Annotated in this window: 12 protein-coding genes; 11 read left to right on the top strand and 1 reads right to left on the bottom strand. The window is 43.9% G+C overall.

The features are described from left to right. The first annotated feature begins 5 nt into the window (after positions 1 to 5). The 7 genes from recN to A0765_RS01030 all read left to right on the top strand — a co-directional run bounded on the left by recN (position 6) and on the right by A0765_RS01030 (position 10,512). Positions 6 to 1,664 (top strand): DNA repair protein RecN, encoded by a 1,659-nt coding sequence (gene recN, locus A0765_RS01000; RefSeq protein WP_062004153.1) that lies wholly within the window; start codon positions 6 to 8, stop codon positions 1,662 to 1,664. Between the two features lie 52 nt (positions 1,665 to 1,716). Then, on the top strand, positions 1,717 to 2,448 hold the full coding sequence (locus A0765_RS01005) for a metallophosphoesterase family protein (RefSeq protein WP_062004155.1): 732 nt from the start codon (positions 1,717 to 1,719) through the stop codon (positions 2,446 to 2,448). A gap of 236 nt (positions 2,449 to 2,684) precedes the next feature. Beyond that, entirely contained in the window at positions 2,685 to 6,863 is a 4,179-nt protein-coding gene (locus tag A0765_RS09845) for an SHIRT domain-containing protein (RefSeq protein WP_081108109.1), read from the top strand. Between the two features lie 185 nt (positions 6,864 to 7,048). Beyond that, the gene (locus A0765_RS01015; RefSeq protein ID WP_005589526.1) at positions 7,049 to 7,882 is read left to right on the top strand and encodes a DegV family protein; all 834 of its coding nucleotides are present in this window, start codon (positions 7,049 to 7,051) and stop codon (positions 7,880 to 7,882) included. A 110-nt stretch (positions 7,883 to 7,992) separates the two neighbouring features. Then, positions 7,993 to 8,268 carry a non-specific DNA-binding protein Hbs gene (hbs, locus tag A0765_RS01020; protein WP_005589527.1) on the top strand — a complete coding sequence of 92 codons (276 nt, stop codon included), beginning with the start codon at positions 7,993 to 7,995 and terminating at the stop codon, positions 8,266 to 8,268. 200 nt (positions 8,269 to 8,468) lie between these two features. Continuing rightward, positions 8,469 to 9,170: a DUF4947 domain-containing protein gene (locus tag A0765_RS01025; RefSeq protein ID WP_062004157.1), complete on the top strand. Its 702-nt coding sequence runs from the start codon at positions 8,469 to 8,471 to the stop codon at positions 9,168 to 9,170. Between the two features lie 70 nt (positions 9,171 to 9,240). Then, positions 9,241 to 10,512, top strand: a complete 1,272-nt coding sequence (locus A0765_RS01030) for a TRZ/ATZ family protein (protein WP_062004158.1) — start codon at positions 9,241 to 9,243, stop codon at positions 10,510 to 10,512. 121 nt (positions 10,513 to 10,633) lie between these two features. On the opposite strand, the gene A0765_RS01035 is transcribed toward A0765_RS01030, so the two are convergent. After that, on the bottom strand, positions 10,634 to 11,827 hold the full coding sequence (locus A0765_RS01035; protein WP_062004160.1) for an L-lactate MFS transporter: 1,194 nt from the start codon (positions 11,825 to 11,827) through the stop codon (positions 10,634 to 10,636). Between the two features lie 341 nt (positions 11,828 to 12,168). Here A0765_RS01035 and A0765_RS01040 point away from each other — a divergent pair, with 341 nt between their 5' ends. The 4 genes from A0765_RS01040 (at position 12,169) to recR (ending at position 16,303) form a co-directional block, all read left to right on the top strand. After that, positions 12,169 to 12,621 carry a Fur family transcriptional regulator gene (locus A0765_RS01040; RefSeq protein ID WP_062004163.1) on the top strand — a complete coding sequence of 151 codons (453 nt, stop codon included), beginning with the start codon at positions 12,169 to 12,171 and terminating at the stop codon, positions 12,619 to 12,621. Positions 12,622 to 12,773: 152 nt separating this feature from the next. Beyond that, complete coding sequence (locus A0765_RS01045; protein WP_062004165.1) at positions 12,774 to 13,466, top strand: phosphoglycerate mutase; 693 nt, start codon at positions 12,774 to 12,776, stop codon at positions 13,464 to 13,466. 129 nt (positions 13,467 to 13,595) lie between these two features. Then, a complete protein-coding gene (gene pbp2b, locus A0765_RS01050; RefSeq protein WP_142325615.1) occupies positions 13,596 to 15,653 on the top strand; it encodes a penicillin-binding protein PBP2B in 2,058 nt (685 codons plus the stop codon). 53 nt (positions 15,654 to 15,706) lie between these two features. Next, positions 15,707 to 16,303: a recombination mediator RecR gene (recR, locus tag A0765_RS01055; protein WP_005589561.1), complete on the top strand. Its 597-nt coding sequence runs from the start codon at positions 15,707 to 15,709 to the stop codon at positions 16,301 to 16,303. Positions 16,304 to 16,329 lie beyond the last annotated feature (26 nt).

Consider the following 16,329-nt stretch of genomic DNA (forward strand, 5'->3'; position numbering starts at 1 on the left):
AGTCTATGTTATTAGAAATTTCGATTAAAAATTTTGCCATTATTGAGGAGATTTCCCTTAATTTTGAGCAAGGCATGACGGTTTTGACCGGGGAAACCGGAGCCGGCAAGTCTATTATTATTGACGCCATGAACATGATGCTGGGCAGCCGCGCTACGACGGATGTTATTCGTCATGGGGCGTCCAAAGCTGAGATAGAGGGACTTTTTTCGCTGGAAAATAGCAGAGCTTTGCGAGAGATTTTTGAGGAGCAGGGCTGGGAGCTGACCGATGAGCTGATTATCCGTCGAGAAATTCTGCAAAACGGCCGCAGTGTCAGCCGTATCAATGGTCAGATGGTCAATTTATCTGTTCTAAAGGCTGTCGGTCAGCATTTGGTGGATATTCATGGTCAGCACGATCAAGAAGAGCTGATGAGATCTCAGCTTCATATTGCCATGCTAGATGAGTTTGGATCAGCAGACTTTTTGCATCTCAAAGGCCGCTATCAGGAAACCTTTGACCGCTATCGAAGTCTACGTAAGCAAGTCCTGACTCTGCAGAAAAACCAGCAGGAGCATAAGGCTAGAATTGAGATGCTGGAGTTTCAGATGGCGGAGATTGAGAGCGCAGCCCTCAAAAGCGGTGAAGATACTGCCTTGCATCAGGAACGAGATCGTTTGCTCAACCACAAGCTCATTGCCGATACGCTAACGAACGCCTATACCATGCTGGATAATGAAGATTTTTCCAGTCTGGCCAATGTTCGCTCAGCTATGAATGACCTTGAGTCTATTGAAGATTACGATCCAGCTTACAAGGAGCTTTCCGGCAGCTTGTCAGAGACTTATTATGTCTTGGAAGATGTCAGCAAGCGCCTAGAGGACATTTTAGATGGACTGGACTTTGACGGAGATCGGCTGCTGCAGGTGGAGAGTCGTCTGGATTTGATTAACAGCATCACGCGTAAATACGGCGGACAAGTAGATGATGTGCTGGATTACTTTGCTCAGATTTCAAAAGAATACAGCCTTTTAACTGGAAGTAACTTGTCCTCAGAGGATATGGACCGAGAACTGAAGGCCTTGGAGAGAGAGCTGGTAGAGCTGGCTCAGGAGCTGAGTCAGGCTCGTCACGGACTAGCAGCCCAGCTGGAAGCGGAAATCAAGCAGGAGCTACAGGATCTCTACATGGAAAAGGCGCGCTTTAAAGTACAGTTCAGTAAGGGCAAGTTCAACCGTGAAGGCAATGAACAAGTAGAGTTTTACATCTCAGCCAATCCGGGAGAGGATTTCAAACCTTTGGTGAAGGTTGCCTCTGGCGGCGAACTCTCCCGTCTTATGTTGGCGATCAAATCGGCCTTTTCTCGTAAGGAAGGCAAGACCAGTATTGTTTTTGACGAAGTGGATACGGGCGTTTCTGGCCGTGTGGCTCAAGCTATCGCTCAGAAGATTTACAAGATTGGCTCCAACGGTCAAGTCTTGGCAATTTCCCATCTGCCGCAGGTCATTGCGATTGCCGATTATCAGTTCTTTATTGAGAAGATTTCGGATGAGAATTCGACCGTTTCAACGGTTCGCCTGCTGACGGCTGACGAGCGTGTTCAGGAAGTCGCTAAGATGCTGGCTGGTGAAGATGTGACAGAGGCTGCTTTGACGCAAGCCAGAGAATTATTAAAAAAATAAACAAGCGAGGCTGAGACACTAGTGTTTCGGTCTCCTTTGGAAAGTGACGACTATGACAGAATATTTTGTAATCGGTGATGTCCATGGCAAGGCTGGTATGCTTGATGAATTACTCCAGCACTGGGACGGTCGCAGCCAACTAGTCTTTCTAGGGGACTTGATCGATCGTGGCGAAGACAGCCGAGCCGTTTTGGAGCGAGTCAAAGCTCTGGTGGAGCAAGAAGGAGCTGTCTGTCTTTCTGGCAATCATGAGTATATGTTTCTGACTTGGCTGGACAATCCTGAAAAGTCTTATGACCACTACCGACGCAATGGCGGAGATACGACGATTAATTCGCTTTTAGGCCGACCACTCAATGCTCCTGTCGATGGAGTAGCAGACGCGGAAGGTGTCAAGGCGGCGGTAGCAGATTTAGTCGACTTTATTCGTCAGATGCCTTTTCTATTGGAGACGGAACAGTACATTTTTGTCCATGCTGGCCTTGATTTGGAGCTGAAAGACTGGCGGGAGACCAGTGATTATCAAAAAGTTTGGATTCGCGCTCCTTTTCATGAAGGCAGCAATCAGACTGGCAAAACGATTGTCTTTGGCCATACACCGACATTTTATCTCTTGCATGAAGCGCCGGGAACTGATCAGCTTTGGATGACTGAGGATGGCAAGATTGGCATGGATGGCGGAGCTGTTTATGGCGGAGTCCTCCACGGAGTTCTCTTTGGCCATAATGGCATCATAGAGCAGTATGCCATCAAAAATGATGGTTTTGCGGCGAAGGACGAATAGAATATTTGACTGTTAACGTCTCGATAAAGAAATTAAAAAGATTAAAGAAGCCCTTTTAATGCTTTTTTAATCTTTTTTCGTACCTTGGAGATAGAAATATAGTCAATACCTATTTTTACTTATGATGATTATATATTTCATGGGAAAGCAAAAACGTGAAGAATAGGCTCTCCTAATATGCAATTATCACTATTTATGCTATAATAGTTGCCAAGAAAGTAAAAGAGGAGGAAAGGATGTCTTTTCAGGATAGAAAGATAAAATATTCGATCCGCAAATTATCAGTTGCTACTGTGTCCCTTGCGATTGGATTTTTGTTTGCACCCACTGCGATTGGAGTGGACCAAACAGTCCACGCCGATGAGCTCGAATCTACAGCACAAGTGGGAAATAAGTCAGATAATCAAGCCTCAGAAGGAGCGTCTGAAGCAACAAAAGTAGAAAGTCAAGAGACAACTTCAAAAATGGCTTCCGCGTCAGTACAAGCAGAGACTAAAGAGGACAATAAAGCTATCTTAAAATCTGCTCCCCCTACTGTGACAGAGGCAAGTCAAGTGACAGATTCAACTGCTCTTAGAAATTCTCAACCAGCTGCTGAAACGGTTCAGCCATCCACAGAAGGAGCTGCCCAGCTGCCCTCTGCAAACGTTAGTCTGAAGAAGAGTGCTTTAGAAAACTATCTCAAAGAGTTGCGCAACAAGGATTTTTCAAGGAAAACAGATGAGAGTGTAGAAATCCTTAATGATTTGATGACAGCGGCTGATAGCGTGCTTCAAACTGCGACAAAGCAAGAAGAAATTGATAAAGTTTACCGAAATCTGGTAACCTTCGTTAATTCGGGACTTCGTAATAAGAATTCGAAAGTCATCTTGGGAAAGGATAAGATTCCTTCAAAAGAAGCAGAGTCTGGAGACACTTCCTCTAAAGGAAAATTGCCTGAGGATTCTACAAAACAGACTGATACTACCTACAGAGTAGAATACAAATTTAAGAACTCAACTCCGATCTATCCTCTACCCAATAAGATTCGCTCAATGCTTCCAGCTGCTAGTGAATTTGTAGCTCAAGCGGACGATTACAAAGATGTGATTCAACTTGAGACAACTACAATAAGCGTTCCAACTGGTACTTGGACTTTCCATGGTTTTGATACAGCTAAATATGGAAAAGCTATTGCAGGAACGAAAGTCAAAACTATAACTGGAACGTGGAGCTTTGAGCCAAATGGTGTCGACTATGAGTTCCAGTCAACCAATCCTGATATTGCATTACCAGATCATATCGCCAAGCTGACCCCGAAAAATCCAACTGATTATAAGATGGGCGGCCTGTTTCTTACAGAAGTAGATGCTGAGCAACCAAGTGAAACGACTTATGTTGATAGAGCAAATAAGGTGACTTGGAAATTCGAAGAATATGATAAAGAAAAAGTCATTATTGGAGTAGGAAGACGGACTTTTGTTGGAAGATGGGCCCCTACTCCCAATCCAGAATATGTATTCAAATCATCTAAAGCAGGTGTCCCATTGCCACAAAGTATCTTGGACATGCTTCCGAAAGATGAGGCCTCTTACAAGGTTGGCGACACAATTGTAGCCAAACAACCGGCTAAAGAATTAGTAGAAGAAGTTGAAAAAGATTACATATGGACCTTCAAGGGATACGATCACAAGAATGCAACTTATGATGGCAAGCGAGTGATATACACTGGTATATGGGAAGTGACGCCTAGACCGCACCATGTAAGCTATCGTTTTGAAAGTGGGACGGCTGGACTTTCTTTACCTGACTTTATCCAGAAGAAAACACCAAAAGACACCTCGACTTACTACAATACACAAAAAGTTCTACCAGAAGAGCTAACTACAACGACTTACACAGATGATGTGAACGATGGTATCTGGACTTTTGTTGGTTATGATGCTAAAAGTAAGATTGTGAAAAAGTCTGATCTAGCTTTCATTGGTAAGTGGGAGTTTAAGGCGAATAAGTATCAAGCAGCTTACCGATTCGAAAGTGCGACCGCGGGGAAAGATCTTCCAACCGCTATCACAGCCTTATCTCCAAATGATAGTGCCACTTATGTGAATGGCGCAGCAGTTTCAGCCAAACAACCCGCTCAAACGACATACACAGACACTGTGAATGACGGTACCTGGACGTTTAAGAGTTACGACGCAGATAATGCCGTTGTCAACAAGGCTAATGTGGATTTTCTAGGCAAATGGGAATTTAAGGAAAACCAGTATCGAGCAGGATACCGATTCGAAAGTGCGACTACTGGGAAGAATCTTCCATCAGCTATCACATCCTTGACTCCAAGCGACAGTGAGGCTTATCTGAATGGTGTTGCAGTTTCTGCTAAGCAGCCAATCCAAACTACCTACACAGACGTAGTGAATGATGGTATCTGGACCTTTAAGAGGTATATTCCAGCTGGTGCTGTGGTCAATAAGGCAGATGTTACCTTTGTTGGTCAGTGGGAATTTAGAGCTAACAAGTACCAAGCAAGTTACCGCTTCGAGAGTGAGACGGCAGGTAAGGCTCTTCCATCAGCCATCACCGCTTTGACTCCAAGCGACAGTGATTCGTATGTGAATGGTAATTCTGTTTCAGCTAAGCAACCATCTCAAACCACTTACACCGATACTGTGAATGACGGCACTTGGACCTTCAAGGGCTATGACGCAGCTAGCACCGTTGTCAACAAAGCTAATGTGGATTTTGTAGGGAAATGGGAATTTAAGGAAAACCAGTATCGAGCAGGTTACCGATTTGAAAGTGCGACTGCTGGCAAAGCTCTTCCAGCGGCTATCACATCCTTGACTCCAAGCGACAGTGCAACATATGTGAATGGTGCCTCTGTTTCAGCTAAACAACCATCACAAACCACTTACACAGATACAGTGAATGACGGCACTTGGATCTTCAAGGGTTACGACGCAGCTAGCGCCGTTGTCAACAAGGCAAATGTAGAGTTTGTAGGAAAATGGGCCTTTGAAGCCAATAAGTACCAAGCAAGTTACCGCTTCGAGAGCGAGACAGCAGGTCAAGCACTTCCAGCAGCCATCGCCGCATTGACCCCAAGCGACAGTGATTCGTATGTGAATGGTGCCTCTGTTTCCGCTACACAACCATCACAAACCACTTACACAGATACTGTGAATGACGGCACATGGACCTTCAAGGGTTACGATGCAGACAATGCAGTCGTGAACAAGGCCAATGTAGAGTTTGTAGGAAAATGGGCCTTTGAAGCTAAAAAGTACCAAGCTACTTATCGTTTCGAGAGCGCCACAGCAGATAAGGCTCTTCCAGCGGAAATCACAGGTTGGACTCCAAGCGACAGTGCAACATATGTGAATGGTGCCTCTGTTTCGGCTCAACAACCATCTCAAACTACCTACACAGATACAGTGAATGATGGCACATGGACCTTCAAGGGCTATGACGCAGCTAGCGCCGTTGTGAACAAGGCCAATGTAGAGTTTGTAGGTAAGTGGGAATTCAAGGCGAATCCGACAAATGCTGAAACTTATACGCCTCAAGTAACGGAAGAAACTATCAAGGTTGGAGAAACACCAGACTTGACCGATAATGTGACGAACTTGCCAAGCCTTCCAGCTGGCACTAAGGTAGTAGATATCACACCTGCGGGTCAAATAGATACTACAAAACCAGGTACTTATAGCGGTACAGTTCGTGTTGATTATCCAGATGGTTCTTCTACTGAAGTTCCTGTACCAGTTAATGTTTTGCCTGCACCGGTAATTGAAACCTATAAAGTGACTTACCGCTTCGAAAGTGCTACGGTAGACAATAACTTGCCAACAGAAGTATTGAGTTTACTTCCACAAAGTGGAACATATACCACAAGTGCTTCTGCAGCGATTGCTTTTGTTCCAGAAGCACCGATGCCTGTAGAGGTATCTGTTGCAAATGGTACTTGGAAATTCGTGGGCTACGAAAAAGTGGAAGAGGAAACAAGTTTAACCTTCATCGGCACATGGGCCTTTGAAGCGAAGCAAGTTCCTAGCCCTCAACCACAACCGGAACCAGCACCGCAGCCGAAACCAGAACCTCAACCAGAACCAGCGCCACAACCGCAACCGGTTCCGAAACCAGAACCTCAGCCAAGTCCGGTTCCACCAGTGACTCCAGAAGTGAAGCCAGATCAAGAGACTGATTCAGCTAATAAAGCTCAAACGGATCAGCTAGTGAAGCTTGAAAGCAGACCTGTTTCAAATGATAAGCCAGCTGTTCCAACTCCAGCAGGAGATAAGACTAAACAAGCGACCTTACCAAATACAGGTAGCACTGCTCCAGTTTCCATCGTGGGAGCAACGACCAGTGCTCTTCTTGCGGGTCTAGGATTCATGATTCTTGGTCACAAGCGCAAAGATGATGAGGCTTAAAAGAGCATCTCTTTGTGTAAGCTTTGGCTAGTGCCTTAATCAAATCATTAAGAGTCTTCTAAGTAGTGTTTGACTTAGAAGGCTCTTATTTTTCTGAGATTTATGGATTAAGCTAAGATTGATTCACAAAAACTTAGGATTTTTTGGTATAATAGATTCAATAACAGGATAAAAGTAGGGAAAATATGACAAAAATTAAAATTGTGACAGACTCTTCGATTACGATTGAGCCTGAACTAGCAAAAGATTTGAATATTACGATAGTTCCTTTGACAGTCATGATTGACGGTGTAGTCTACTCGGATTCCAATTTGAAGGAGGGAGAGTTCCTTCAGTTGATGAAGTCTAGTAAAAATCTGCCCAAGACTAGCCAGCCACCAGTTGGAGTATTTGCAGAAGTTTTCGAAGATTTGTCAGCAGAAGATGTCCAAATTATCTCGATTCACATGTCTCATGCTTTATCTGGCACCGTAGAGGCAGCTCGTCAGGGTGCTACCTTGGCTAAGGCTGATGTAACAGTTGTCGATAGTTCTTTCACGGACCAAGCCATGAAGTTCCAAGTCGTTGAGGCTGCTAAGATGGCAAAAGCTGGAGCGACTTTGGAGGAGATTTTACAAAAACTTGAGGAAGTCAAAGCCAAGACGGAGCTATATATCGGCGTATCAACCTTAGAAAATTTGGTCAAAGGTGGTCGTATCGGCCGTGTGACTGGTCTGATTAGCTCGCTTTTAAATATTCGTGTCGTCATGCAAATGACAAATCATACCTTGACTCCTATTGTCAAAGGAAGGGGCGCTAAAACCTTCAAGAAATGGCTGGATGACTTGAAAGAGTCTCTGAAAGAGAAGGAAATTGAAGAAATCGGAATTTCCTATGCGGGTGGACCAGAATTTGCCAATCAAATGAAGGAAGAGCTGCAGGAATTTGTTGAAAAACCAATCTCTGTCTTAGAAACAGGTTCGATCATCCAAACTCACACTGGAGAAAATGCATGGGCCGTTCTAGTTCGCTATAAATAAGGTAAATTATTTGTAAAATGTCTGCTTAAGACTTGACCTAGACGCTTTTTTTAGATATGATAATATCTGTTAGGGTTATTAACCCAGAAAAAAATTGGAGGATTTGTTAAATGGCTAACAAACAAGATTTGATCGCAAAAGTGGCAGAAGCTACAGAATTGACTAAAAAAGATTCAGCAGCAGCAGTTGACGCTGTATTTGCAGCAGTTACAGAATACCTTTCAAAAGGTGAAAAAGTTCAATTGATCGGTTTTGGTAACTTTGAAGTTCGTGAGCGTGCAGCACGTAAAGGTCGCAACCCACAAACTGGTAAAGAAATCACAATCGCAGCTTCTAAAGTTCCAGCTTTCAAAGCAGGTAAAGCTCTTAAAGACGCTGTTAAATAAGACAAAAATCAAAAGCCTACTGTATCAGCTTCCTAGCTTGTGCAGTAGGTTTTTTCTTATGTTTTGGCATAACATCAATCATTTTTCCTAAGCTTCTAGAAGACATAGTATTTGTTTGTTAGAGAAGACGGTAAAAATCAGGATGCTCCTCCTGCTCAACTTAAAATATGATATAATGTAGCTAAGAAATGGGGGTAACTATGTATTTTAAAAAAGTAATAACCTTTTTAACCATGCTTGCAGCTGTCATGGCTTTGACAGCTTGCTATTATCCAAGGAAAAGGGTTCCTAGGTCTGAAGCCTCTTCTGTCCAAAAGGTGAAAATACCAAAGAAATCAGAATCGACGAAGGCTACAGGCTCCAGTCAGCAAGAAAAATCAAAGAGTAGCCAGACCTCATCATCTAGTACTCCAGCTTCTGAGAGTAAGGCTACAAGTTCGCCAGATGAAGTGACGGATGGCTTGCCTCAAGATGCACAGTCTGCCAATAAAGACAAGATCTATGCAACAGGTAATGCCAAGGTGTATTATCGTTCTTTTGAAGGAGGATTTAGTGCTCAAACGCCTGATTTCAAAGGCTATACAGAGGAGCAAGTCAAAAAGGTTCTTGGCGAGCCAGAGGCCGTCATAAAGGATCCGAATTATATTAAGGACACTTTTAAAGCTCAGGAGTTAGAAAATATAAAAGAGCTCTATCGAGGTCAGCGTGTGACGGGAGAGCAGGCAAAGGCTTTCTATGTAACAGCGGCGGATATTGCTCAGGCAGCTAGCTTGAACCAAGACTATCAGTTGGAGAGTGACTTTATTTTATATAGCTATAAGCAACATAAAATTAATCTGATTTTCTCTAAAGGAGAGTTGTATTATATGACTCCCAATCCTGATTATCTTTATTTTAAATAATTTTGAAAAATTCTTGCGCTAGTTTACTAGGCTTGCTATAATAGCTAAAACGAAATGAGAAGGAGCAAGGATGAAAGCTTATACTAATGTTAATCTGGTGACCTGTGACAGCGCATTTCATGTTTATCGGGAAGGCTTGCTAGTTGTGGAAGATGAACGCATTACCTACTGTGGCCCCTATGACGAGGCCTGGCTAGAACAGTGCAGCGAGTTGGTGGATTATGAAGGAGCTTGGATTATGCCAGGGCTGGTCAACTGCCATACTCACTCGGCCATGACCTTGCTGCGTGGGATTCGTGATGACAGCAATCTGCACGAATGGCTGGGGGACTATATCTGGCCAGCAGAAAGCCGGTTCACGGCGGATCTAACGACCCAGGCTGTCCAGCTGGCTCTAGCTGAAATGCTGCAGTCAGGAGCAACGACTTTTAACGATATGTATAATCCTCAGGGAGTGGATATTGACCGGATTTATCAGGCTGTGCGGCAGTCCGGTATGCGCTGCTATTTCTCACCAACCCTCTTTAGCTCAGAGGCGGAAACAGCCGAAGAGACTCTGGCTCGTACTCGGGCCATTATTGAGAAAATCCGATCCTACGATGATGAAGATTTTCAGGTCATGGTGGCGCCTCATTCGCCCTATGCCTGTGATGAAGAGTTGCTTAAAGGCAGTCTTGAGTTAGCGCGTGAGCTGGATTTGAAGCTTCATATCCACGTGGCAGAGACTCAGGAAGAAAATAAAATTATCCTGGAGCGCTATGGTAAACGGCCTTTGGCTTTCTTGAAAGAGCTGGGCTACTTGGAGCAAACAGCCATTTTTGCTCACGGAGTTGAGCTCAATCCGTCAGAGATTGCAGATTTAGCAGCTTCACCAGTCAGCATCGCCCATAATCCTATCAGCAACCTCAAGCTGGCTTCCGGTGTAGCTCCGGTGACGGATTTACTAGCTGCTGGGGTGACCGTTGGCCTAGCGACAGACTCTGTTGCTTCCAATAATAATCTGGATATGCTTGAAGAAGGTCGGACAGCAGCCCTCCTTCAGAAAATGCGGGCAGGCGATGCGACTCAGTTTCCGATTGAGCAGGTTTTGAAGGCTTTGACCATTGAAGGAGCCAAGGCGCTGGGATTGGATAACAAAATTGGCAGTCTGGAAGCGGGCAAGCAAGCCGATTTCATTGCCATTCAGCCTAAGGGACGACTTCACCTCTATCCTTTGGAAAATATGCTGTCGCACCTAGTGTACGCAGTCAAGGGCAGCGATGTTCAGGATGTCTACATTGCAGGGCAGCAGGTCGTTCGAGATAGCAAAGTGCTGACCGTTGATCTAGAATCGTTCCGTTAAACGTAAAAGCCGAGTTTGTCTCGGCTTTTATGCTAGTCAGGAGAGCTCTTTTCACTTTCTGCTGGCTAACAGTTTCTTTGTCAAAGAAAAACTCTGGGTTATCCCAGAGTTAGAATTAGTTTTAAGCTTTCTTTGATTTAGAAATATAGAATAATTGTAGGATGATACCAAGAAATGCCATACCAATAACAATATAGAAGGCCATTGAATAGTCTCCCTTGTTTGCTTGAGCAAGTCGAGCACCCAACTGTGGCCCGGCAATAGCTGCAACACCATAAGCAGTGAACATCCAGCCATAGTTTGTGCCGACATTGGCCACGCCCCAATTTTCGGCTGTAATACCTGGGAAAGATCCAAGGAAGCCACCGAAGGACAGGGCGACAAGCATGACGCCTAAAATTGCAAGGATGCTTCCCTCCCCTTTAAAGAGAGCGGTCAGCGCCAAGCCACCAGCAACAGCGCCAAACATGGCGATCACAGTAGGGTAGCGGCCGATTTTGTCCGATACAGCTCCCCAGAAGATTCGTCCAAAAGTATTGGCGATAGAAACCAACATAACGAATAGAGTTGCTTCTCCAACTAGTTTATATTGGTCGGAGATAGACGCTGCTGAGCCGATAATCATCATACCACCAGTAGCACCTAAAATGTAGATGAGCCACAGCAACCAGAAGTTGCCTTCTCGTAGCATTTCTTTGTGAGTTTTTCCTGTCGGTGCAGAACTTCCTGCTGCTGGAGTAGCCGCTGGGGCTTTTTCCATGACAAGAGAAGAGCAGCAGATAACGACAAGTAGGGCAATTCCCAGAACTTTAAATGTAGAATAAACGCCCATTGAAGCGATGAGAGTTTTGGCAAGTGGTCCGATGATTAGTGGTCCAAGTCCAAAGCCAGCAGCGGTTAAACCACCCGCGAGACCTTTTTTATCAGGGAACCATTTGGTAGCGACAGAAGTTGAAGCGCCATAGGCTGATCCGATACCGAGACCAAGGACAACCCCGTAGGTCAAGTAGAGTACAGGAAGAGAAGTTGCAAATCCTGTAGCAAACATACCAGCACCAAAGAGAATGCCTCCTAGAAAGACAAATTTCTTAGGGCCTAATGAATCGACTTTAGGTCCGAAAATAATCATGCCGATTGGCACCATTGCAAAAGAGATACTGAAGGCTAGAGAGGTTTGAGCTTGCACCCATCCTTGGCTAGCATTGGCTTCCAGTAGCGCTTTTTGAAAAACAGACCAGGCGTATCCAGCACCTAAAGAAAGGTTGGTTAAGATAGCTGCTGCTAAAATGAACCAGCGATTTGGTGTTTTTTTCATAATGATATCCTCATTTATATATTTTTTTCTAAAAAGTGGTAGAAAACCAGCCGTATCCAAATGCTCTTCGGCATCTTTTCTGCACAGCAGATAGAATAGCAGAAGTTTGGTTACAGAATTTCTTACGATAAAACCGATATTTCAAAATTAAGCGCTTACATATTTGTTAACATCTCTATCATATCGTGCTTTGAGGCAAAAATCTACTTAATTAAAATGAATAGGTCTATTAGGCAGATTAATATTTTTCCTTATTTACAATCATTCTTAATAGAAAATCTATGTTTGTCATGATATAATGGAAATAAGCTAGAAATGAATGTGGATGGAGTATAGAGAAGATGCATGAAGAGTATGAAAAGAATTATCAGGAAGTAATCGAACATCTGAGGCTGAAAGGTGTTCGAATTACAGAGACGAGAAAGGCCGTGATTGCTTTTATCATCAGCAGTCATGACCATCCTAGTGCAGAGATGATTTACCAGGCTCTCTTGCCTGAATTTCCCAATATGAGCTTGGCGACTGTTTATAACAACCTAAAAGTGTTGATTGATGAAGGCTTCGTCTCTGAGCTCAAGGTTCGTAATGACACGACGACCTATTATGATTTTATGGGGCATCAGCACCTTAATATCATTTGTGAAAAATGTGGTCGAATTGCAGATATGGACTTGGATTTGCCAGACGTTCAGCAGGAAGCGGCAGAGCAGACCGGTTATCAAATCACTAAGAGCCAGATGGTTGTTTATGGCATTTGTCCTGAGTGCGCCCAGCAAGAACAAGTGGCTAGCTAGAAGTCTTGAGTGGAGAATAGATTTTCTTAAAAGTCTGAGCAAGTGGAAAATTTCACAAATATCTCACTGAGACTAGATTTTTGAGAGAAAATTTTGTAAAATAAAATAGATAAACGGGGCAAACCCCGGAAAATAAAAGGAGAATCCATCTAATGGTAAAATTGGTTTTTGCTCGCCATGGTGAGTCTGAATGGAATAAAGCTAACCTTTTCACTGGTTGGGCTGATGTAGATCTTTCTGAAAAAGGTACACAACAAGCAATCGACGCTGGTAAATTGATCAAAGAAGCTGGTATCGAATTTGACCAAGCTTACACTTCAGTTTTGAAACGTGCGATCAAAACAACAAACTTTGCTCTTGAAGCAGCTGATCAACTCTGGGTTCCAGTTGAAAAATCATGGCGCTTGAACGAACGTCACTACGGTGGTTTGACTGGTAAAAACAAGGCTGAAGCAGCTGAACAATTTGGTGATGAGCAAGTTCACATCTGGCGTCGTTCATACGATGTATTGCCTCCAAACATGGACCGTGATGATGAGCACTCAGCTCACACTGACCGTCGTTACGCTTCACTTGACGATTCAGTTATCCCAGATGCTGAAAACTTGAAAGTGACTTTGGAACGTGCCCTTCCATTCTGGGAAGATAAAATCGCTCCAGCACTTAAAGATGGTAAAAACGTATTCGTAGGAGCTCATGGTAACTCAATCCGTGCCCTTGTAAAACACATCAAACAATTGTCAGATGACGAAATCATGGACGTGGAAATCCCTAACTTCCCACCATTGGTATTCGAATTCGACGAAAAATTGAACGTAGTTGCTGAATACTACCTTGGAAAATAATTGGTGATGAAGCTCTGCTTAGCAGGGCTTTTTCTCATTATTAAAGAAAAATTCTTTTTCGATCCTTTTAGATTTCCATGCTTCATTGCTGGGGAAATGTGGTAAAATAAAAGATAGATTTTTACGAGGATGAGAGAAGAAATGTCTAAGAGAAAATTTGATAGCCATTCTATCACAGGCCGACTCTACCTTCTATTTGGAATTGTCGGAGTCTTATTTTTGGTGCTGATCGCTCGTCTGGGCTATATGCAGGTCGTCAACCAAGAATTTTATACAGATAAATTAGCTAAAGCAAGTAAAACAAAGATAAAATCGAGTTCGGTTCGTGGACAAATCTATGATGCTTCAGGCAAGCCCTTGGTGGAGAACACAACCAAGCAAGTGGTGACCTTTACACGAGATAATAAACTGACAGCAGAAGAAATCCGTGAAACAGCACAAAAATTACTGCAGTATGTGTCAGTGTCTGATCTAAAGGTGACCGAGCGCCAAGAGGTTGATTATTATCTGGCGGATAATAAAGTTTACCGAGAAGTGGTTGAAAAATTACCCAAGGAAGAAAAATTTGATACGGATGGCAATCGTTTGCCTGAAGCCAAGATCTATAAGGCAGCGACGGAGAGTATTGATCCAAGCCAGCTAGGCTATACAGATGAGGAAAAGAGGATTATCGCTCTATTTAGCCAGATGAATGCTGTGCCAAACTTTTCAACAGGGACGATTCAGACAGATGATTTGACGACGGAGCAGGTCGCTACGATTGCGTCCATCGGCAAAGAGCTTCCGGGTATTAGTATTTCAACCAGCTGGAATCGGAAAGTTTTGGAAACATCGCTGGCTTCGATTGTTGGTCAAATTTCAACCGAAAAAACAGGTCTGCCAGCTGAGGAAGCGGATGACTATGTCAAGAAGGGCTATTCTCTGAATGACCGAGTGGGAATTTCTTATTTGGAAAAAGAGTATGAGTCTGTTTTACAAGGAAAACGAGCAGAAAAAGAAATTCGGCTGGACAAAAATGGCAACATGGAGAGCGTTGAGACCATTTCCGAGGGAAGCAAAGGGAACAACTTGAAACTAACCGTAGATCTGACTTTCCAGCAGGGAGTTGAGGATATTCTCAGAAATGCCTTTAATATGGAGCTAGCCAAAGGTAATGCCACCTATTCAGAAGGTGTCTATGCCGTGGCTATGGATCCCAATACGGGGTCAATCTTGGCCCTGGCTGGTGTCAAGCACGATCTGGAAACAGGCGATATCTCAGCGGATGCGCTGGGTACCATTACAAATGTTTTCGTTCCAGGTTCTGTCGTCAAGGCGGCTACCTTAACCGCTGGTTGGCAGTACGGAGCCATTTCAGGAAATCAATCCTTGGTCGATCAGCCGATTCTTTTCGCGGGTTCTTCTCCTATCAATTCTTGGTTTACGGCCTATGGCTCACGTTCTATTACAGCGGTGGAGGCTCTGGAATATTCGTCTAATACCTATATGGTTCAGGTGGCCCTAAATATGCTTGGAACTCCGTATAGCCCAAATATGGCTTTAGGAACCCATAATGTCGATGCTTCAATGAAAAAGCTCCGTTCGACTTTTGCAGAATATGGTCTGGGGACTGAAACAGGGATTGATTTACCGACAGAATCAACAGGCTACATTCCCAAAAACTTCACAGTCAGCAATTATATTACGGATGCTTTTGGTCAGTTTGATAACTACACACCACTTCAGTTGGCTCAATATGCGTCGACGGTAGCCAATAACGGTAAACGGGTAGCTCCGCATCTGGTTGAAGGCATTTACGCCAACAATGACCAAGGTGGACTGGGAGACTTGATTGAGAAGAAGGAAACAAAAGAACTAAATCAGGTCAATATTTCCGAGGAAAATATGGCTCTGATAAAACAAGGTTTCTATCAGGTGGTCAATGGATGGAGTGGCTTTACAACTGGACGGACGATTGCCCAGGGCGCTATGGTTTCGATCAGTGCCAAAACAGGGACTGCTGAAACCTTTGTCAACGGTGGTACATCTGCTATTAATACCAATGTTGTATCCTATGCACCAAGCGATAATCCTAAAATAGCTGTAGCTGTGGTATTTCCGCACAATACTGACCTTTCCTCAACGGTCAGCCACAGTATTACCCGTGATATTATTAACCTTTATAATCAACAGCACCCTATGAATTAGAAAGGAAAAGCAGTAGAATCGGATCAAGATTTTACTGCTCAACGATTACTATTATGCTTTATCCAACTCCTATCGCTAAATTAATAGATAGCTTTTCAAAGCTGCCGGGTATCGGCATCAAGACAGCTACTCGTCTGGCCTTTTATACCATCGGGATGAGTGACGATGATGTCAATGAATTCGCCAAAAATCTACTAGCTGCCAAGCGTGAGCTGACTTACTGCTCTATCTGTGGTAATCTGACAGACGATGATCCTTGTGCCATCTGTACAGATCAAACGCGCGATCAGACTGTGATTCTGATCGTTGAGGATAGTCGCGATGTGTCTGCTATGGAAAATATCCAAGAATACCATGGCCTTTATCATGTCCTTCACGGCCTCATCTCCCCCATGAACGGTGTAGGACCAGATGATATCAATCTCAAGAGTCTCCTGACTCGCTTGATGGACAGCCAAGTGATGGAAGTGATTGTGGCCACCAATGCAACGGCTGACGGAGAAGCAACTTCTATGTATATTTCGCGGGTGCTCAAGCCTGCAGGTATCAAGGTGACTCGACTGGCCCGCGGACTGGCTGTCGGCGCTGATATCGAATACGCAGACGAAGTGACCCTGCTCCGAGCCATTGAAAATCGGACAGAATTGTAATATGAAAGAAAGATTTCCTGCTGAAA

It is taken from the genome of Streptococcus cristatus, assembly GCF_001588905.1.
Classification (GTDB): domain Bacteria; phylum Bacillota; class Bacilli; order Lactobacillales; family Streptococcaceae; genus Streptococcus; species Streptococcus cristatus_N.

Excerpts from the sequence above, each read along its gene's own strand:
- recN (WP_062004153.1), top strand. The coding sequence starts at position 6 with ATGTTATTAGAAATTTCGATTAAAAATTTTGCCATTATTGAGGAGATT.
- A0765_RS01005 (WP_062004155.1), top strand. The coding sequence starts at position 1,717 with ATGACAGAATATTTTGTAATCGGTGATGTCCATGGCAAGGCTGGTATG.
- A0765_RS09845 (WP_081108109.1), top strand. The coding sequence starts at position 2,685 with ATGTCTTTTCAGGATAGAAAGATAAAATATTCGATCCGCAAATTATCA.
- A0765_RS01015 (WP_005589526.1), top strand. The coding sequence starts at position 7,049 with ATGACAAAAATTAAAATTGTGACAGACTCTTCGATTACGATTGAGCCT.
- hbs (WP_005589527.1), top strand. The coding sequence starts at position 7,993 with ATGGCTAACAAACAAGATTTGATCGCAAAAGTGGCAGAAGCTACAGAA.
- A0765_RS01025 (WP_062004157.1), top strand. The coding sequence starts at position 8,469 with ATGTATTTTAAAAAAGTAATAACCTTTTTAACCATGCTTGCAGCTGTC.
- A0765_RS01030 (WP_062004158.1), top strand. The coding sequence starts at position 9,241 with ATGAAAGCTTATACTAATGTTAATCTGGTGACCTGTGACAGCGCATTT.
- A0765_RS01035 (WP_062004160.1), bottom strand. The coding sequence starts at position 11,827 with ATGAAAAAAACACCAAATCGCTGGTTCATTTTAGCAGCAGCTATCTTA.
- A0765_RS01040 (WP_062004163.1), top strand. The coding sequence starts at position 12,169 with ATGCATGAAGAGTATGAAAAGAATTATCAGGAAGTAATCGAACATCTG.
- A0765_RS01045 (WP_062004165.1), top strand. The coding sequence starts at position 12,774 with ATGGTAAAATTGGTTTTTGCTCGCCATGGTGAGTCTGAATGGAATAAA.
- pbp2b (WP_142325615.1), top strand. The coding sequence starts at position 13,596 with ATGAGAGAAGAAATGTCTAAGAGAAAATTTGATAGCCATTCTATCACA.
- recR (WP_005589561.1), top strand. The coding sequence starts at position 15,707 with ATGCTTTATCCAACTCCTATCGCTAAATTAATAGATAGCTTTTCAAAG.